This is a genomic window from Streptomyces sp. NPDC099050 (assembly GCF_044759865.1).
GTDB lineage: Bacteria > Actinomycetota > Actinomycetes > Streptomycetales > Streptomycetaceae > Streptomyces.
Genome location: NZ_JBIWAE010000030.1, coordinates 23,214 through 41,062 on the forward strand (window position 1 = coordinate 23,214; position 17,849 = coordinate 41,062).

Here is a 17,849-nt window from a genome sequence, read left to right on the forward strand (position 1 = left end):
CTCAGACCGCGTTCAGCCCCTGCGCGGCGAAGATCGCCTTCGCCTCGGCGACCTGTGCGGCGGTCGGCGACGGCGTGTCGTGCAGGGTGAACTTCATGTCGAGCGCCTCCCACTTGCTCTCGCCGAGCTTGTGGAAGGGCAGTACGTCGACCCGCGAGACGTTGTCGAGGGCGCCCGCGAAGGCGGCGACGCCCTCGATGTTCTCCCGGGCGTCGGTCAGTCCCGGCACCAGCACGAACCGCAGGTGCACCTCCTTGCCGAGGTCGGCGAGGCGGCGGGCGAAGTCCAGGGTCGGCTCCAGCGGGCGGCCGGTCACCTTCTTGTACGTCTCGCGGTCCCAGGACTTGATGTCCAGGAGCACCAGGTCCACGTCGCGCAGCAGCGCATCGGTGGCGCGGGCCCCGAGGAAGCCGGAGGTGTCCAGGGCGGTGTGCAGCCCGAGGTCGTTCTTCATCCGGTGCAGCAGTTCGCCGGCGAAGACGGGCTGGAGCAGCGGTTCGCCGCCGGAGATGGTGGCGCCGCCCCCGGAGGCGGAGATGAACTTGGTGTACTTGCGGGCCTCGGCGATGACGTCGTCGGCCGAGGTGCGCTTGCCCTTGCGCATCCGCATGGTGTCGGGGTTGTGGCAGTACAGGCAGGTCAGCGGGCAGCCGGACAGGAAGGTCACGAACCGGGTCCCGGGGCCGTCGACCCCGGTGGACAGGTCCCAGGAGTGCACCGTGCCCTCGCTCGGCCGCTGCGTCGCGGCGGCGGCGGGCGTCTGGCCGGCGCTCACGCTGATCGCGTTGGCGTGGCCGACGGGGAGGCTCGTACCGAAGAGGACGGTCATGGCAGGTGCTCCAGCTTCCAGATTCCGTGGGCTGATCTGGTGACGCGCGGTCCCGGGGCCGGGTGAGGGCCGGCCCCGGGCCGCGCGTGCTCGTGGGCTCTCGTAGGGGTCAGAGAGAGCCGTGGAAGGTGCGGTTCAGCACGTCGAGCTGCTGAGCGCGCGTGAGGCGGACGAAGTTCACCGCGTATCCGCTGACGCGGATGGTGAGCTGCGGGTAGTTCTCCGGGTGCTCCATGGCGTCCATGAGCGTGTCGCGGTTGAGCACGTTCACGTTCATGTGGAAGCCGTCGACCGCCATGTAGCCGTCGAGGACGCCCGCCAGGTTCTTGATCCGCTCCTCGGGGGTGCGGCCCAGGCCGTCGGGGGTGACGGTGTTGGTCAGCGAGATGCCGTCCTCGGCGTCCTCGTACGGGAGCTTCGCGACCGACAGCGCCGAGGTGACGTAGCCGTGGGTGTCGCGGCCGTTCATCGGGTTGGCACCCGGGGAGAAGGGCTCGCCGGCGCGGCGTCCGTCCGGCGTGTTGCCGGTCTTCTTGCCGTAGACCACGTTCGAGGTGATGGTCAGCACCGACTGGGTGTGCTCGGCCTCGCGGTACGTGGGGTGCTTGCGGATCTTCTTCATGAACTCCTCGACCAGCCAGACGGCGATCGAGTCGACGCGGTCGTCGTTGTTGCCGTACGCCGGGTAGTCGCCCTCGATGGTGTAGTCGGTGGCGAGGCCGGTCTCGTCGCGCACGGCGGTGACCTTGGCGTACTTGATGGCGGCCAGCGAGTCGGCGGCGACCGAGAGGCCGGCGATGCCGCAGGCCATGGTGCGGCGCACGTCGCGGTCGTGGAGCGCCATCTCGATGCGCTCGTAGGCGTACTTGTCGTGCATGTAGTGGATGACGTTCAGGGCGTGGACGTAGGTGTCGGCGAGCCATTCCATCTGCTCGTCGAACTTGGCCATGACCTGGTCGTAGTCCAGCACCTCGGAGGTGAGGGCGCCGGTGGACGGGCCGACCTGGGCTCCGGACTTCTCGTCGCGGCCGCCGTTGATCGCGTAGAGCAGCGTCTTGGCGAGGTTCACGCGGGCGCCGAAGAACTGCATCTGCTTGCCGACCGGCATGGCCGAGACGCAGCAGGCGATGGCGGTGTCGTCGCCGAAGCGCGGGCGCATCAGCTCGTCGGACTCGTACTGCACCGAGGAGGTGTCGATCGAGACCCGGGCGCAGAACTCCTTGAAGCCCTGCGGCAGCTGGGGCGACCAGAAGACGGTCATGTTCGGCTCGGGGGCCGGGCCGAGGTTGTAGAGGGTGTGGAGGTAGCGGAACGAGGTCTTGGTGACCAGCGGACGGCCGTCCTCGCCCATGCCGGCGATCGACTCGGTGACCCAGGTGGGGTCGCCGGAGAAGAGCTCGTCGTACTCCGGGGTGCGCAGGAAGCGGACGATGCGGAGCTTGATGATGAAGTCGTCGACCAGCTCCTGGGCCTGCTCCTCGGTGAGGATGCCGGCCTCGATGTCGCGCTGGAGGTAGACGTCGATGAAGGTGGAGGTGCGGCCGAGCGACATGGCCGCGCCGTTCTGCTCCTTCACGGCGGCCAGGTACGCGAAGTACAGCCACTGGATGGCCTCGCGGCCGGTGGTGGCCGGGCCGGAGATGTCGTACCCGTAGGAGGCGGCCATCGCCTTGAGCTCGGCGAGGGCGCGGATCTGCTCGGAGAGCTCCTCGCGCAGGCGGATCGTCTCCTCCAGCGAGCGGTTGCCCGCGGGGAGGGAGTTGATCTCCTCCTTCTCCTCCTTCTTCACGGCGATGAGGCGGTCGACGCCGTAGAGCGACACGCGGCGGTAGTCGCCGATGATGCGGCCGCGGCCGTACGCGTCCGGCAGGCCGGTCACGATGCCGGCCTTGCGGGCGGCGCGGATGTCGGGGGTGTACGCGTCGAAGACGCCGGCGTTGTGGGTCTTGCGGTACTCCGTGAAGACCTTCTCCAGGTCGTCGGAGACCGGGTAGCCGTAGGTCTCCAGCGCACCGGCGACCATGCGCCAGCCGCCGTAGGGCATGATCGCGCGCTTGAGCGGGGCGTCCGTCTGGAGGCCGACGATCAGGTCCTTGTCGCGGTCGATGTAACCGGGGGCGTGTGCGGTGATCGACGACGGGATGTCGTACGCGACGTCGTAGACGCCCTTCTCGCGCTCCTCCGGGAACTTGTCCGTGATCGCCTTCCACACGGCGGTGGTGCGCTCGGTGGGGCCGGCGAGGAAGGTGTCGTCACCCTCGTACGGCGTGTAGTTCTGCTGGATGAAGTCGCGGACGTCGATGGCGTCGCGCCACAGACCGCCCTTGAAGCCGTTCCAGGCTTCGCCGTTCTTCGTGGTTTCCGCAGGGGTGGCAGTCATCGCCCGCACCTTCCGAGTCGCCTCATTGCTTGTATCCATTGCACGCCTTTTGATCGATCATTTGGCGCCGCGTTGGTCCCGAGCTGGGGCCCGAAAGCCCCCTGATCCCCAGCCCCAAGGGTGTCCCATCCCGGCTGACCTGGCACTTTGAGCAGGTCAAAGGTCCATCGTGCGCTTGTGAAAACTTTCACAAGATTCTCGGAAAAGCCTGGCGGAACAGGCGGATGGGAGCCGGACCGGTCAGACAATCTGAACCAGAGCGAAGCCTGTGGATACCGCGACGCACGTGGTGATCAGGCCGGGCAGCATGAAGGAGTGGTTGACGACGAAGCGGCCGACGCGGGTGGTGCCGGTCCTGTCGAAGTTGATCGCCGCGATGAAGGTGCCGTAGGTGGGGAGGAGGAAATAGCCGTTCACGGCCGGCCACATCGCGATGAGGAGGGGGGCCGGGATACCGAGGGCGAGCCCGAGGGGCATCAGCGCCTTGGTGGTCGTGGCCTGGCTGAACAGCAGCGCGGACAGGAGGAGCAGCATGATCGCGAAGAACCAGGGGTGGTCCTGTGCGACCCCGCCGAGCGCACCGGTGATCCGGGTCTCGTTGGCGCCGATGAAGGACAGTCCCAGCCACGACAGCCCGAAGACACCGATGACGGCGACGAGGCCGGACTTGGCCACGTCCGTGCCGGCTATCCGCTTGGCGTCGACCTTGCACAGCAGCAGGATCAGCGCGGCCACGGCCATCATCAGGATCTCGATGGTGGCGGGCATCGAGAGCGGCCCCTCGGCCGTCTCGGGGCGCAGCGCCGGGAAGAGTCCGCTGAGGACGACGCCGACGGTCGCGCCGAGGAAGAGGTACGCGGACCAGCGCGCCCGCGGCCGCAGCGGCGGGGCGGCTTCGGCCGGGGCCGGAGCCTCGATCTCACCTGCCGCCAGCCGGCGCAGGTACTCGGCGTCCTGCCCGAGCTCCTTGCCGATCCGGGACTGCACGGTGGCCGCGACGAGCACGCCGAGCAGCGTGGACGGCACGGCGACGGCCATGATCCGCGGCAGGTTCCAGCCGTCCCCGTCGAACATCACGATCATGGCGGCCATGGCCGCGGAGACGGGCGAGGCGGTGATACCGAAGGTGGCCGCGATGGAGGCGACCGCGATGGGCCGCTCGGGCCGGACGCCGCCTTCCCGGGCCACGTCGTGGATCACGGGGAGCAGTGGGTAGAAGACGTGGGCGGTGCCGGCGCCCAGGGTGAAGGCCCAGGAGACGAGGGGAGCCACGTAGACCACCCGGCTGGGCTTGCGCCGGATCGCCTTCTCGGCCAGTCCGACGAGGTAGTCGATACCGCCGGCCGCCTCCATCGCGGCGGCCGCCATGATCACCGCGAGGATGATCAGCATGACGTCGACGATCCCGGAGGTGTCGGCGGGGGTGACCCCGAAGAACGTCGCGAGCACGAAGACCCCGACGGCTCCCCAGAGCCCCATGGCCACCCCGCCCTTGCGGGACCCGAGAGCGATGGCCGCCACCATGACACCGAGTTGCAGGAACATGCCGAGCACGGGCGTGGCCTTTCAGTCTGTGGGGGCCCCGGCCGAATCCAGCTCCTCCGGCGCTTGAGGAACGGGGCCGGGGGCCGGGGGCCGGGGGCCGGGCCCCGAGAAGCCCGGGCGGGGTCGGGTTCCGCTGGAGCGGAGGCGCGCTGACCACGCCCGGGCCGGCCCGGCCAGGGCTACTGACTAGCTGGGGGCCTCCGCGCCCTTGCGGGCGTAGAACCACCAGGCCACGACGACGCAGCTGGCGTAGAAGCCGACGAAGCCCCACATCGCGCTGGTCACGGCGAAGTTGGCGAACATCGCCGGGATGAAGAAGAAGCCGTAGGCGGCGATGGCCGCGGTGAAACCCGTCACCGCGCCCGACTCGATCTCGGCCTGCTTCAGGGCCTTCGCGTACTGGGGGGTGCCCTCGGTCAGGCCCGCGAGGTGCTGGCCGCGGAAGATGACCGGGATCTGGCGGAAGGTCGAGCCGTTGCCGATGCCCGAGAAGAAGAACGCCGACAGGAAGCAGAGGAAGAAGCCCTGGAAAGAGCCCTGGTCGGAACCGGCCGGGAGGAAGGTGATGACACCGATGATCGAGGCAGCCATGCCCACGAAGGACAGGATCGTCACCCGCGCGCCGCCGAACTTGTCGGCGATCCAGCCGCCGGCCCAACGGGCCAGAGCGCCGAGCGCCGGGCCCATCCAGGCGTAGGTGGCCACGGAGTACGCCGGGAAGGTCGTCTTGATCAGGAGGGGGAGGGCCGCCGCGAAGCCGATGAAGGAGCCGAAGGTGCCGACGTAGAGCCAGGTCATCAGCCAGTTGTGCTTGCGCTTGAAGATGATCTTCTGCTGGCTGAAGGGGGTGGAGGCCACCTTCAGGTCGTTCTGGCCGAACCAGGCGACGGCCGCGAGGACGATCAGGACCGGCACCCAGACGAACGCGGCGTTCTGGAGGTAGATCTCCGAGCCGTCGGCCTTCTTCTGGCCCGAGCCGATCGCCAGCACCGAGGTGGTGATCAGGATCGGGGTGAGCAGCTGGACCACGGAGACGCCCAGGTTGCCCAGGCCGCCGTTGATTCCGGTCGCGTTGCCCTTCTCCTGCTTCGGGTAGAAGAAGCCGATGTTGGCCAGCGAGGAGGAGAAGTTGGCGCCGCCGATGCCGCAGAGCGCGGCGATGGCGACCAGCGTGGTGTACGAGGTGGTGGGGTCCTGCACCGCGAAGCCCAGCCACAGCAGCGGCACGATCAGGATGACCGTGGAGAGCGCGGTGAAGCGGCGCTGGCCGATCATCGGGCCGATGAAGGTGTACAGGATGCGGGCGGTGCCGCCCGTGATGCCGGGGACGGCCGTCAGCCAGAACAGCTGGGACTGCGAGAAGCCGAAGCCGACGTCCTTGAGGTTGGTCGCCGTGATGCTCCAGACCTGCCAGACCACGAAGGCCACGAGCAGGGCGGGCACCGCGATCCACAGGTTGCGGGTGGCGACCTTCTTGCCGGTGGTCTGCCAGAAGGACGGGTCCTCCGGCGTCCACTCGGTGATGGTGCGACCGGGGCGGTACTGGGCCGGATCCGGCGCCTGCACCCGGGCGGTCGCCGCGCGCGCTTCCTGCTTGGCGGAACTCATGGCATGTCCTGAAAGTTCGAAGGGGTCTGAAGGTTCGAAGGGGCCTGAAAGTTCGAAGGGGTTGAGAAAAATGAAGCTGAAAGCCCTGACCTTCTTAGGGTCCGCCTACAGGGGCGCCCTGCATCAGGGGAGAACGTCGTGTGGGCGACAGGACAAGGTCCCATCGCCCACAGTGCGTTGGTACGGCCGCCGCAGAGCCTTAGGGCTTGAGCTCCACCAGCGGCAGGGACACCTCGGGGTCGTCCAGGCAGATGCCGGTCCGCAGGTCGAAGACCTGCTTGTGCATCGGCGAGGCCACGACGGGCACCCCGTCGCGCGAGCCCATGATGCCGTTGGCGATCACGTCGGCGCCCGAGAAGGGGTCCCGGTTGCCGACCGCGTAGACCTCGCCCGCACGGTCCTTGAAGACGGCGGCCTCCGTGCCGTCCGGCAGCACCGCCGTGCGGCCGCGGCCCGGTTCCAGGGACTGCGCCGCCGCCTGCGCGGCCGCTCCGAAGTCCACGGTCCCGAAGCGCTCCAGCGCCGCCGGGTCCTCCAGGACCGCCGACCACTCGTCCTCGTACGCCGACACGTGGCGCTCCATCTGCGCCTCCAGCTCCGCGCAGAGGCCGAGCGAGTCCTCGATCAGGACGGCCTTCAGGTGGTCCAGGCCCGCGCCACTGCCGCCGAGCCGCTCCAGCCAGGCGGACGTCCGCTCCAGGCGCTCGCCGGTGCGGATGTAGTACATGAGGAACCGGTCGATCAGCGCGAAGAGTCCGGCGGTGTTCAGGTCCGAGGCCAGCAGGTCGGCGTGGCGCGGGGTCGCGCCGCCGTTGCCGCTGACGTAGAAGTTCCAGCCGTTGGCGGTGGCGATGACGCCGATGTCCTTGCCCCGCGCCTCCGCGCACTCGCGCAGGCAGCCCGAGACGCCGCCCTTGAACTTGTGCGGGGTGCGCAGACCCCGGTAGCGCAGCTCCAGGTCGATCGCGAGCTGGATGGAGTCGCCCTGCCCGAAGCGGCAGAAGCGGGCTCCCACGCAGGACTTCACCGCGCGCAGGGACTTCCCGTACGCCTGTCCGGACTCGAATCCGGCGCCGCCCAGGCGCCGCCAGATGTCGGGCAGCTGCTCCTTGCGGACACCGAAGAGGCCGATGCGCTGAGCTCCGGTGATCTTCGTGTAGAGGCCGTAGTCCCGGGCCACCTCACCCAGGGCGATGACCTGCTCGGCCGTGATCTCGCCGCCGGCGACGCGCGGGATCACCGAGTAGGTGCCGTCCTTCTGGAGGTTGGCGAGGAACAGGTCGTTGGAGTCCTGCAGGGCCGCCTGCTCGCCCGCCAGGATGTGTCCGATGCCGAGGTCGGGGGCGAGGGTGCCGAGCACGTTCGCGACGACCGGCTTGCAGACGGCGCAGCCCTCGCCGCCTTCGCCGTAGGACTCCAGCAGTTCGCTGAAGCTGCGGATGCGCTCGGTGCGGATCTTCTCGTAGATCTCCGCACGGGTCAGGGTGAAGTGCTCGCACAGCCCGCGCGGCTTCTCGATGCCCGCCGCGGCCAGTTCGGCGTCCAGGACCGCTTGCAGCGTGCCGATGCAGCCGCCGCAGCCCGTACCGGCCTTGGTGCACTTCTTGATGCCGCCGATGTCGGTGAGGGACTCCGCGACGACCGCCTCGCGCACCCGCCCCTTGGTGATGTTGTGGCAGCTGCACACGACCGCGTCATCGGGCAGCGCGTCCGCGCCGGGCAGCGCCACGCCCTCGCTCGACGGCAGGATGAAGGCCTCCGGCGGGGCCGGGAGCTGCCGGCCGGCGTGCGGCTTCAGCGAGCCGTACGCCTCCGCGTCGCCGACCAGGATTCCGCCGAGCAGCGCGCCGTCGGGGCCCAGCAGCAGCTTCTTGTAGACGCCCTCGCGGGCGTCGGAGAAGACCACCGAGACGGCCCCGTCGCGGCCCTCGGGGGCGAAGGGGTCGCCGAAGGAGGCCACGTCGGCGCCCATCAGCTTGAGCTTGGTGGAGGTGTCGGCCCCGGTGAAGGTGAGCTCGCCGGCGCCCGCGAGGGCCTCCGCGACGGTCTCCGCCATCTGGTAGCCGGGCGCGACCAGGCCGTACACCTTGCCGTCGACGGTCTGCGCGCACTCGCCGATCGCGTAGACGTACGGGTCGCTGGTGCGGCAGTGGCCGTCCACGACGACCCCGCCGCGGTCGCCCACCGCGAGGCCGCACTCGCGGGCGAGGCGGTCGCGCGGTCGCACACCGGCCGAGAAGACGACGACGTCGGAGCCGATCTCCTCGCCGCTGGTCAGCCGGAGCGCCTGGGCCCGCCCGTCGGGGTGGATCTGCACACCGGCCGCGCCGACGCCGGTGTGGACGGCGACGCCCATGGACTCGATGGTGGCCCGCAGGGCGGCCGCGCCGCCGTCGTCCACCTGCAGCGGCATCAGCCGGGGCGCGAACTCCACGACGTGCGTGGCCAGTCCGAGGGTGCGCAGCGCGCCCGCCGCCTCCAGGCCGAGCAGCCCGCCGCCGATGACGACACCGGTGCGGACCCCGGGGTCCGCGGCGTACGCGGTCAGGGCCTCGACGTCGTCGAGCGTGCGGTAGGTGAAGCAGCCCTCCGCGTCGGCGCCGTCGATGGGCGGCACGAAGGGGTAGGAGCCGGTCGCCAGCACGAGAGCGTCATAGCGGAGCACGTCGCCGGAGCGGGCGGTGACCGTGCGGGCGGCGGTGTCGATCAGCTCCGCCGGGTCGCCGAGGCGCAGGTCGATGCCGTACTTCTCCAGGAAGCCGGGCTCCACCAGGGACAGCTCCTCGCCGGTGGAGCCGGTGAAGGCCGCCGACAGGTGCACACGGTCGTAGGCAGGGCGCTCCTCCTCCGCGAGGACGGTGACCTGCCAGCCGCCGCGCTCGGGGCGGGTCGGGTCGGCGAGCGCGTCACGCTCGGCGAGCGCCTCCAGCAGGCGGTGCCCCACCATGCCGTGGCCGATGACAACCAGCGTCTGCCCCATGGATCTCACTCCGTGTGTCCCTGTGCCGCGCGGTCCCCGGGAGGCCAAGGCGGCCGGGCGGAGCCGTCGCGCGTGCATGCGTTCCGACCTTTCGACGGTAGGTCGCCGCGGTGGCCCCGAACGCCCGAAAAGGACCCCTGGGGACGGGGAAACGACCCTTTCCGCACAGGACCTCCGGCCTGCCGCGCGGGCCCTTGGCCAGGCTGCCGGAGGCCCGTCCGGCGCCTAGCGTGGGAGGGGGACCCACGGGGTGGACCAGGGAGGCAGACCACATGCTCGTCATCGCCGTCCACGGCAGCGCGGTCCCGGAGGCCGCCGCCACTTTTCGCCGGCTGGTCGCCGCCGTCGAGGCGATCAGCGGGGTGCACGCGCTGGTCGGCCACCTCGACGTGCAGCGCCCCTCCCTCGCCGAGGTCGTACGGGAACACCCTCGCGCCGTGGTCGTCCCCCTGCTGCTCGGCGACGGTTTCCACCGCCGCGTCGACATCCCCGCCGTCCTGGAGGGCACCGGCTGCGTGCTCACCGAGGGCCTCAGCGGCGAGCGCGACGTGGCCCGCGCCCTGCACGGCCGGCTCCGCGAGGCGGAGCGGCGCCGCGGCCCGTACACCCGGGCCGACGCGGTGGTCGTGGCCGGCGCCGGCTCCTCCCGCCCCGGCGGCAATGCCGGTACGGAGGCCTGCGCGGCCCAGCTCTCCGCCCTGCTGGAGTCCGAGGGCAGCGGCGACCCCGTCCCCGTACTGCCCGCCTACCTCACCTCCGCCGGGCCGACCGTGCCCGAAGCCCTGGCCGCGTTCCAGGACGCCGGGTACCGCCGGATCGCCGTGGCCGCGCACCTGCTGGCACCGGGCCGCTTCACCCGCGCCCTGAACGCCTCGGCCGCCTGGACGGTCTCGGAGCCGCTGGCCGACCACCCGCGCCTCGCCCGGCTCGTCCTGGGCCGGTACGAGTCCGCCCGGGGCACACGGGCCCTGAGGGCCGCGCGCCTCGCCAGCTGAACCCCGTAGGACTGCTGTCCTGGGCGGTATGGCTCTGGCTTACGTACCCATGACCGCCCGCAGCCGGGACGAGGGCCACCGTGCCGCGACCCCGCTGGAGCTGTTCTTCGACCTGTGCTTCGTCGTCGCCATCGCGCAGGCGGGCGCCCAGCTCGTGCACGCGCTGGCCGAGGGGCATCCCGGCACCGGCGTGACCAACTACTTCTTCGTCTTCTTCGGCGTGTGGTGGGCCTGGATGAACTTCACGTGGTTCGCCTCCGCCTACGACTGCGACGACGTGCCGTACCGGATCGCGACGCTCGTACAGATCGCCGGCGTGCTCGTCTACGCGGCCGGCGTGAGCCGTGCGTTCGACGAGAACGACTGGACGGTGGCCGTCATCGGCTACCTGATCATGCGCGTCGCGCTCACCGCCCAATGGCTGCGGGCCGCCTCCGGCGAGCGCGGCGAGGCCCGCACCGCGGCCCTGAAGTACGCGGCCGGGCTGGTCCTGTGCCAGGCCGGCTGGGTGGTCCTGCTGTTCGTCCCGGACGACGCCAAGCACTGGCTGTTCCTGGTCGTGGCCGCCGCCGAGCTGCTGGTTCCGGTGGTGGCCGAGCGCGGCCACCAGACGCCGTGGCACGCTCACCACATCGTGGAGCGGTACGGCCTGTTCACGATCATCGTGCTCGGCGAGACGATCTCCGCGAGCACGGTGGCCGTGAAGTCGGCGCTCGACGAGCACGAGGCCCTGGGCGAGCTGCTGCCGATCGCGGCCGGCGGGCTGCTCATCGTCTTCGCCGCCTGGTGGATCTATTTCGCGGTGCCGATGCACGAGCACCTGACCTCCAACCGGGAGGCGATCCCGTGGGGGTACGGACACCTGTTGATCTTCGCCTCGGGCGCCGCGATCGGTGCGGGCATCGAGGTGGCGGTCGAGCACGCGGTCGGCAAGGCCCACATCTCGCAGCTCGCCGCGAACGCGGCCGTCACCGTCCCGACCGCGCTCTTCCTGCTGATGGTCTGGCTGCTGCACTCCCGCCACTTCAAGCGGGGCCCCGCCCAGCAGCTGACCCTCCCGGTCTCCGCCCTCGCGATGCTGGCCTGCTCGTGGACGGGCACGTACGCCGTCCTGTACGCGGGCCTGGTCGCGGTGGCCACGGTGGTCATCGGGATGGCCCTGGCGGACCGCGGCGGGCATCCGGCATCGCCCGCGTCCAGCCCCGCCGGTGCTTGAGCCGATCCTCAGCCCCGCCGGCGTGTGAGGCGCGGGGGTCCGGGGGCGGAGCCCCGGCAACGGCGCCGGGCCGGACCCGTCACCCCCGCGCCCCCGCCGCCGTTTCCAGGCCATGACACTCCCCGCGCAACGCCCCGGCCCGGACCCGGACCCAGCCCCCGGCAGGGCTGCCGACTCCGCGGAGCTGGCCGACCCGGCCTTCTGGCAGGCGCCCCCCGCCCACCGGCTGGCCGCCTTCGCCCGCCTGCGGGCCCTGGACTCCCCCGTGTTCGTCCCCGAAGGCGGCGGGCATTGGGCCCTCGTACGGCACGCGGACGTGCAGGAGGCGAGCCGGCTGCCCAAGGTGTTCGCCAGCGCACCCGGGGTGACGACGCCCGAGCCGGCCCGCTGGGTACGGGCGCTGTTCGGGGACTCGATGGTCAACCTGGACGGCGCCGAGCACGCGCAGTTGCGAAAGATCGTGCAACGGGCCTTCACCCCGAGGCTGCTGGCGGCGGCCGAGGAGGACATCCACGCGGTGGCGGCACGCATCGTGGACGACGTGCTGGACCGGCGGCCGGACGAGTTCGTCGAGGCGGTGGCCTCGAAGCTGCCCCTGGAGGTCATCTGCAACATGATGGGCATCCCGGAGCGCTACCGCGCCGAGATCGCCGACCGCGTCAACCACGCCTCCGAGAACATCGGCGTCGAACGGGGACTGACCGCCCGGCTGCGGATGCCCGGACGCGGACTGCGGGCCCTGGCCCGGATGCAGCGGATGGTGGCGGGGATCGGGCGGGAGCGGCGCGAGAACCCGACCGGCGACCTGATCTCGGCCCTGGTCTGCGCGAACGTGGACGGCGAGGCACTCGGCGCCCGCCAACTCGGGGCGTTCTTCTCCCTGTTGATAGTGGCCGGGGTGGAGACCACCCGCAACGCCATCACCCACGGCCTGACCCTGCTGACCGACCACCCGGACCAACGCGACCTGCTGGTGGCGGACTTCGAGGCGCACGCGGACGGCGCGGTGGACGAGATGATCCGGCACTCCACGCCGATCATCCAGTTCCGCCGGACCGTGGTCGCCGAACACACCCTGAGCGGGCACACGTTCACCCCCGGCGACAAGGTGGTGCTGTACTACGCCTCCGCCAACCGCGACGAGTCCGTCTTCCCCGATCCGGACGCCTTCGACATCACCCGCTCCCCCAACCCCCACCTGGGGTTCGGCGGCGGCGGGCCGCACTTCTGCCTGGGCGCGCACCTGGCCCGGGTGGAGATGAAGGCGCTCTTCCGCGAGCTGCTGACCCGCCCGGTGGGACTGCGCGCGGTGGGCCTGCCGGATCTGGCCGGCTCCAGCTTCGACAACCGGGTCCGCTCGCTGCGCTTCGCCTTCGACCGGCCTTAGGCCGGCCTTGCCTGCCTTAGGAGGCCGACCCGTAAGACCGGAGGAGGCGTACCGGCCACCGAGCGGGCTGGGAGCCCGGCGGCCGGAGCGGGGGGGGTGCGGGGGGGGCGGGGGGGGCGGGAGATGCGGGGGTGCGGGGGCACCTGGCGCCGAAGGTGCCTAGCGCTGCAGGCGCCGTACCGCGAGGACGGCGTGGGCGCTGTGGTTGAGCACCTCGGCGTCACCCGCGAAAGCCTGCAGCGTCTCGGGCGCGACCGGCTGTCCCGGAACCGCCTCGGGCCAGGCGCGGGTGGCGAAGAGGAAGTACGCCTGCCCGCTGTCGGCCGCCGCCTTGACCCACTCCGGCGGGGCGATGCACTTGGCGTTCATGCCCGGCAGGGTCAGCGCGATCTGGTTGCCCTCCAGGAGGATCTGCACCGGGAAGGAGGCCGGGTTGCGGACTCCGTCCATCACCACGTCGCCGATGGGCAGGCCGATCTCCTCCAGCAGCCCGCGGGCGGCCGCCTCGCTCGCCTCGGGACCGTCGGGACCGTCCCCGAGGATGTAGGCGAGGAGATAGGGAATGTCGTGGGCCTCTTCGGGGTCGCCGATCCACGCGAGCACCGAAAGGGTGCCGAGCTTGGAACGGTCGAGTTCGGCCTGGGTAGAAGTCATGCGCCGCACCTTAATGGTCGACGGCCCGGCCCTTTGACGCCGTTTCACCCGGGCGGGCTAGACCGCCCAGAATCCACCTCCGGAATTCGCCAGCATGTTCGCGTCCTGGTACTGGAGACGCACGATGCGCGTGTTTTCCGGAATTTCGAACACCACCCATCCTTCGGCCCGCTCACCGACCGAGAGCGAATCGAAGACGAGTGGTTTGCCGGTCGTGAGCTCGCCCGTGGGCACCACCGGGTGGCGCTGCCCCGCGCCGTCGAGCGCCCACATGCGCCCGAGAGCCCCGTACGAGGCTCCGCCGACGTTGACGAACGACATCGAGGCGGCCACCCAGCGCTTGCCCGCCGCCGGGGCGAAGTTCTTCTCCACGCTGACCGCCGGATCGACGTAGGCGCCCAGCACCACCTGGAGGTGGCGGCCGACCTCGCGGCCCCTGACCCGTACGGAGTCACCCACATGGGCGTCCTTCGAGGCCGCCCGCGCCACCCCGTCCCGTTCGGCCGCGGGGTCGTCCCCGACCCCCGGCACACCGTCGTCCACGGGCACGGCGGGCACCGCGGCCGGGGCGAGCGCGGCCCCCTCGGGGGCGTCGGAGCAGGCCGTGACACCGAGGAGCAGGAGCGGGAGGAGGGCGGCCGTGGCAAGAGCGGACTGACGCATGCGGGATCCCTTCGGGGATCTTCGGGGACGTATTCCGGTCAGTCTCACGCGCCCGAGCGGGAAATTGCACACACCGACACGATTCCGCAGAACCCATTGACCTCCATATGCCAGCACAATGCGTTCCGGCGGAATTCCGCAACCCCTTGCACCCCTCGTCCAACAGGAGGAACGATGGCCACGACCGGCCCCCGCATGGCCTTGGCCGCACTCGCCGCACTGGGCGCCACGGCGGTATTCACCGCCCCGGTGAATGCCGCGGCCCACGGCAGCGACATTCACGGCAGTGACATTTACGTATCTTCGGAAGCGCACATCGCCCCCGACGGCACGATCCACCTTTTCGGTGAATACCACTGCACCGCCCCGTCACCCTCGGGGGCGGTGCAGATCAAGGCGACCATCGAGCAGGAGGACGTCCGCCTCAGCATCGGCGGCGGCGACGCCCAGTGCGACGGCGAGGTCCACGACTGGTCGGCCCACGGCACGCTCCGGCTCACCCCGACCGTGCACGCCGGCGAGGCACTGGCCAGGGCCGAGCTGCAGGCGATCCACTTCGGCGGCGGGCTGCTGCCCCGGTCGATCGACACGGTCGCGCGGGACGCCCACACGGTCCGGGTGATCGACCACCGGTAGGCACCGCCCGCGGTGCGCGCGTACGCCCTTCCGGTAGCCGCCGCTACCGGAAGCCGGGCTTCGCCCGAGGCAGGGCTTCGCCCGAGGCAGGGCTTCGCCCGAGGCAGGGCTTCACCCGAGGCCGGACGGAGACCGTCAGCGGCACGCGGGCGCCTCGCCCGTCATCGACATGAAGGCCACCGTCTGGCACCCGGGGTCCGTGTCCGGACGCCCGGTCGACCAGTCCACCGCCGTCGCCGCCCCGGCCGCGCACAGCAGCAGCGCCAGGACGCCCGTCACCGCGCGCCTGCTCAGCCGGCGCACGGCGGGTTCCACATAATCCGTTCCATGGCGGCATCATCACCCCGCCCCCGCCGCCCCACAACTCGACGTGAACATCCGGTCACGGGGCGTTCCGCGCCGCGCTGCCCGCCGCGGAGAACTCGCACCACACGGCCTTGCCGTCGCCCCGGGACTCCACGCCCCAGTGCGTGGCCAGCGCGTCCACCAGCAGCAGCCCGCGACCCGTGGTCGCCGACTCCCCCGGGGTGCGCCGCCGCGGCCACACGCTGGAGCGGTCCTTGACCCACAGCCGGATCCGCCGGACCGGCTCCGGCAGCACCTCCATCGTCAGCACCGCGCCGCCCTCGGTGTGCAGCAGGGCGTTGACCAGCAACTCTCCCGCCGCCAGCTCCACGTCGTCGGCGAGCTCCGGCATGCCCCAGTCGCGCAGCGCCTGCCGCAGGGCGTAGCGGGCTTCCGAGAGCCCCTCCGGGTCCGCCTGGTGGACGTACTGGTGGATGCGCGGTGCGCGGTGCGTGCCCGGGTCGGGCGCCCGGCGCAGCACCAGCAGGGCCACGTCGTCGCCGGAGCCCCAGCGCTCCCACAGCCGGTCCGAGAGGTGGTCGGCGAGCGCTCCGGCCTCCTGCGGGCCGCTGCGGACCGCGTGGGCGAGGGCCTCCATGCCCTGGGTGATGGCGGTGCCGGGCTCCTCCACGAGCCCGTCGGTGCACAGCACCAGGGTCTCGCCGGGGACGAGGTCGAGCCGGGTCTCGGGGAACTCCTCCTGCTCGAAGACCGTGGCCAGCCCGAGCGGCAGGCCGCCGCGCACGTTGGGCCAGCCCGTTCGCCCGTCCGTGTGGCGGATCAGCGGTCCGAGGTGGCCCGCGCGGACCGCTCGTACGCCTCCGGTCTCCAGGTCCACCTGTGCGTACATGCAGGTCGCGAACCGTTCGGTGTCCAGCTCGGCCAGGAAGCGGGAGGCGCGCGCCAGCACGGTGGAGGGCGGATGGCCCTCGCCCGCGTAGGCCCGCAGCGCGATGCGGAGCTGGCCCATGATGGCGGCGGCGTGCGTGTCGTGGCCCTGTACGTCGCCCACGACGATGCCGACGCGGTCGCGGGGCAGGGCGATGACGTCGTACCAGTCCCCGCCGACCTCGCGGCCGCTCCAGGCCGAGTGGTAGCGCACGGCGATCTCCCCGCCGGTGATCTCGGGGATCCGCCGCGGCAGCATGGCCGCCTGGAGCATGGTGGCGAACTCGCGCTCCTGGTCGAAGAGGAGCGCCCGCTGGAGCGACTGGGCGACGATGCCCGCCAGGCCCAGGCAGAGGTTGCGCTCCTCGGGGCTGAAGTCGGTGCGCCGCCGGTAGAACAGCACCAGTCCGCCGATGGCCTCGGCCTGCGCGATGAGCGGGAGGTAGGCGGCCGCGTCGTACTGGATGCGGTTCAGGTAGTCGGCGAGCAGCGGGAACTCGCCCGCGAGCTCGGTCAGCGAGGTGACGAAGCGCGCCTTCCTGCTGAGCACCGCCTGCGCCAGCGGCAGCGAACCGTCCAGCCGCGTGAACTTGCGCTCGCTGAGGATCTCCAGGGACTCCCCGCTGAGCGCGATGATCTTGATGTGGCCGCCCTCGACCAGCCCCAGCGCCATCCCGTCGACGCCGAGCCGCTCCAGCGCCCCCGCGCCCGTCAGCGTGGCCGTCACGTCGTCGACGGTCACCGCCCGCGACAGGGCCTCCGTGGTCCGCTGCACGATGGTCGCCTGCTGGGCGCGCGCCGACTCCAGCCTGCGCAGCGCCGTGAGGTGGGCGAGCTCGGCCGTCGCGTCCCGGACGATGCCGACGATGCGCACCGGGCGCCCCTCCGCGTCCCGCAGGACCCGGCCCTGGGTGTGCGTCCACTGGTCGCGGCCGTCGCGCCGCTGCACCGTGAAGTACTGGCCGTACGTCTGCTCACCGCCGTCCAGGACGCCCTGGACGGTGTCCCGCAGCCGCGCGGAGTCGTCGAGCGGGATCCGCAGCCCCAGGCTGTCGGGGGTGCCGTCGAAGTCCTCCGGGTCCAGGTCGAAGACCGCCCTCCCGGCTTCGTCCATGTCCAGGGTCCCGGCGCCGAGGTCCCACTCGAAGCTGCCCATGCTGTTGAGCGCGAGCCGCTCGCCCGGGCCGATGAGGGGACTCCCGGCGGCCCCCGTGCTTTCGGGGCCCTCCAGTCTCTTGTCGCGTCGCTCCGCCGCTGCCACGAGACTCACACCACCTAACGGCCGGGCCAGCACGGCTGGGAAATGAGCCGCTCCCACTCCTCGTCAGGATGCCCCGGAAGGGTGCGTCCGGCCTCCTGCCAGCGCTTGACGAGGGAGAGATAGATCGTCGAGGGGTCGTACGGGGCCTGCGGATACGGGGCCTGGGCGTGCTGCCCGCGGGGATGCCGATCGTGCGGGTGCTGAGGATGCGCGTACAGGTCCTGCGGGTACGGATCCTGCGGGTACGGATCCTGCGCGTACAGGTCCTGCGGGTACGGGTCCTGCGGGTACAGGTCCTGCGCGTACAGGTCCTGCGGTGAGGAGGCCTGCCCGTACGGCGACTGCGCGTACGGCGGCTGCCCGTACGGTGGCGCGGGCGCCGCCCTCGTCGTGCCGGGCTGCTCCGCACGGCTGGCCGGAATCCTCACCCAGCCCCGGCCCTGTGCGCGCTCCTCGCTCATC

General features: G+C 71.4%; 14 protein-coding genes. 4 read left to right on the forward strand and 10 right to left on the reverse strand.

Going from position 1 to position 17,849, the window contains the following annotated elements:
- Nucleotide 1: 1 nt before the first annotated feature.
- From pflA to nirB, 5 genes are all read right to left on the reverse strand, one after another.
- Nucleotides 2-829, reverse strand: a complete 828-nt coding sequence (gene pflA, locus ACIQV3_RS35110) for a pyruvate formate-lyase-activating protein (RefSeq protein WP_403719797.1) — start codon at nt 827-829, stop codon at nt 2-4.
- A gap of 109 nt (nt 830-938) precedes the next feature.
- Nucleotides 939-3,209, reverse strand: a complete 2,271-nt coding sequence (pflB, locus tag ACIQV3_RS35115; RefSeq protein WP_403719799.1) for a formate C-acetyltransferase — start codon at nt 3,207-3,209, stop codon at nt 939-941.
- Between the two features lie 240 nt (nt 3,210-3,449).
- Entirely contained in the window at nt 3,450-4,754 is a 1,305-nt protein-coding gene (locus ACIQV3_RS35120; protein WP_403719912.1) for an anaerobic C4-dicarboxylate transporter family protein, read from the reverse strand.
- Between the two features lie 186 nt (nt 4,755-4,940).
- Nucleotides 4,941-6,362, reverse strand: coding sequence for a NarK family nitrate/nitrite MFS transporter (locus ACIQV3_RS35125; protein ID WP_403719803.1), 1,422 nt, complete (start codon nt 6,360-6,362; stop codon nt 4,941-4,943).
- A gap of 199 nt (nt 6,363-6,561) precedes the next feature.
- Nucleotides 6,562-9,342: a nitrite reductase large subunit NirB gene (gene nirB, locus ACIQV3_RS35130; RefSeq protein WP_403719806.1), complete on the reverse strand. Its 2,781-nt coding sequence runs from the start codon at nt 9,340-9,342 to the stop codon at nt 6,562-6,564.
- Between the two features lie 272 nt (nt 9,343-9,614).
- Here nirB and ACIQV3_RS35135 point away from each other — a divergent pair, with 272 nt between their 5' ends.
- The 3 genes from ACIQV3_RS35135 (at nt 9,615) to ACIQV3_RS35145 (ending at nt 12,940) form a co-directional block, all read left to right on the forward strand.
- The gene (locus ACIQV3_RS35135) at nt 9,615-10,337 is read left to right on the forward strand and encodes a sirohydrochlorin chelatase (RefSeq protein WP_403719809.1); all 723 of its coding nucleotides are present in this window, start codon (nt 9,615-9,617) and stop codon (nt 10,335-10,337) included.
- Nucleotides 10,338-10,365: 28 nt separating this feature from the next.
- On the forward strand, nt 10,366-11,553 hold the full coding sequence (locus ACIQV3_RS35140; protein WP_403719811.1) for a low temperature requirement protein A: 1,188 nt from the start codon (nt 10,366-10,368) through the stop codon (nt 11,551-11,553).
- Between the two features lie 112 nt (nt 11,554-11,665).
- On the forward strand, nt 11,666-12,940 hold the full coding sequence (locus ACIQV3_RS35145; protein ID WP_403719814.1) for a cytochrome P450: 1,275 nt from the start codon (nt 11,666-11,668) through the stop codon (nt 12,938-12,940).
- A gap of 159 nt (nt 12,941-13,099) precedes the next feature.
- Here ACIQV3_RS35145 and ACIQV3_RS35150 read toward each other — a convergent pair whose 3' ends face one another.
- Both ACIQV3_RS35150 and ACIQV3_RS35155 read right to left on the reverse strand, forming a co-directional pair.
- Entirely contained in the window at nt 13,100-13,594 is a 495-nt protein-coding gene (locus ACIQV3_RS35150; RefSeq protein WP_403719816.1) for a DUF5949 family protein, read from the reverse strand.
- Nucleotides 13,595-13,651: 57 nt separating this feature from the next.
- The gene (locus tag ACIQV3_RS35155; RefSeq protein ID WP_403719819.1) at nt 13,652-14,257 is read right to left on the reverse strand and encodes a DUF4352 domain-containing protein; all 606 of its coding nucleotides are present in this window, start codon (nt 14,255-14,257) and stop codon (nt 13,652-13,654) included.
- Between the two features lie 174 nt (nt 14,258-14,431).
- Here ACIQV3_RS35155 and ACIQV3_RS35160 point away from each other — a divergent pair, with 174 nt between their 5' ends.
- A complete protein-coding gene (locus ACIQV3_RS35160) occupies nt 14,432-14,893 on the forward strand; it encodes a DUF6299 family protein (protein ID WP_403719821.1) in 462 nt (153 codons plus the stop codon).
- Between the two features lie 135 nt (nt 14,894-15,028).
- Here ACIQV3_RS35160 and ACIQV3_RS35165 read toward each other — a convergent pair whose 3' ends face one another.
- The 3 genes from ACIQV3_RS35165 to ACIQV3_RS35175 all read right to left on the reverse strand — a co-directional run bounded on the left by ACIQV3_RS35165 (nt 15,029) and on the right by ACIQV3_RS35175 (nt 17,848).
- Nucleotides 15,029-15,208 (reverse strand): hypothetical protein, encoded by a 180-nt coding sequence (locus tag ACIQV3_RS35165; protein ID WP_403719823.1) that lies wholly within the window; start codon nt 15,206-15,208, stop codon nt 15,029-15,031.
- A 67-nt stretch (nt 15,209-15,275) separates the two neighbouring features.
- Nucleotides 15,276-17,387 carry a SpoIIE family protein phosphatase gene (locus tag ACIQV3_RS35170; protein WP_403719914.1) on the reverse strand — a complete coding sequence of 704 codons (2,112 nt, stop codon included), beginning with the start codon at nt 17,385-17,387 and terminating at the stop codon, nt 15,276-15,278.
- 14 nt (nt 17,388-17,401) lie between these two features.
- Nucleotides 17,402-17,848 (reverse strand): hypothetical protein, encoded by a 447-nt coding sequence (locus ACIQV3_RS35175; protein ID WP_403719826.1) that lies wholly within the window; start codon nt 17,846-17,848, stop codon nt 17,402-17,404.
- Nucleotide 17,849 lies beyond the last annotated feature (1 nt).

Coding starts and splice junctions, on each gene's coding strand:
- ACIQV3_RS35145 (WP_403719814.1), top strand. CDS start 11,666: ATGACACTCCCCGCGCAACGCCCCGGCCCGGACCCGGACCCAGCCCCC.
- ACIQV3_RS35135 (WP_403719809.1), top strand. CDS start 9,615: ATGCTCGTCATCGCCGTCCACGGCAGCGCGGTCCCGGAGGCCGCCGCC.
- ACIQV3_RS35125 (WP_403719803.1), bottom strand. CDS start 6,362: ATGAGTTCCGCCAAGCAGGAAGCGCGCGCGGCGACCGCCCGGGTGCAG.
- ACIQV3_RS35175 (WP_403719826.1), bottom strand. CDS start 17,848: ATGAGCGAGGAGCGCGCACAGGGCCGGGGCTGGGTGAGGATTCCGGCC.
- pflB (WP_403719799.1), bottom strand. CDS start 3,209: ATGACTGCCACCCCTGCGGAAACCACGAAGAACGGCGAAGCCTGGAAC.
- ACIQV3_RS35150 (WP_403719816.1), bottom strand. CDS start 13,594: ATGACTTCTACCCAGGCCGAACTCGACCGTTCCAAGCTCGGCACCCTT.
- pflA (WP_403719797.1), bottom strand. CDS start 829: ATGACCGTCCTCTTCGGTACGAGCCTCCCCGTCGGCCACGCCAACGCG.
- ACIQV3_RS35140 (WP_403719811.1), top strand. CDS start 10,366: ATGGCTCTGGCTTACGTACCCATGACCGCCCGCAGCCGGGACGAGGGC.
- nirB (WP_403719806.1), bottom strand. CDS start 9,342: ATGGGGCAGACGCTGGTTGTCATCGGCCACGGCATGGTGGGGCACCGC.
- ACIQV3_RS35155 (WP_403719819.1), bottom strand. CDS start 14,257: ATGCGTCAGTCCGCTCTTGCCACGGCCGCCCTCCTCCCGCTCCTGCTC.
- ACIQV3_RS35120 (WP_403719912.1), bottom strand. CDS start 4,754: ATGTTCCTGCAACTCGGTGTCATGGTGGCGGCCATCGCTCTCGGGTCC.
- ACIQV3_RS35160 (WP_403719821.1), top strand. CDS start 14,432: ATGGCCACGACCGGCCCCCGCATGGCCTTGGCCGCACTCGCCGCACTG.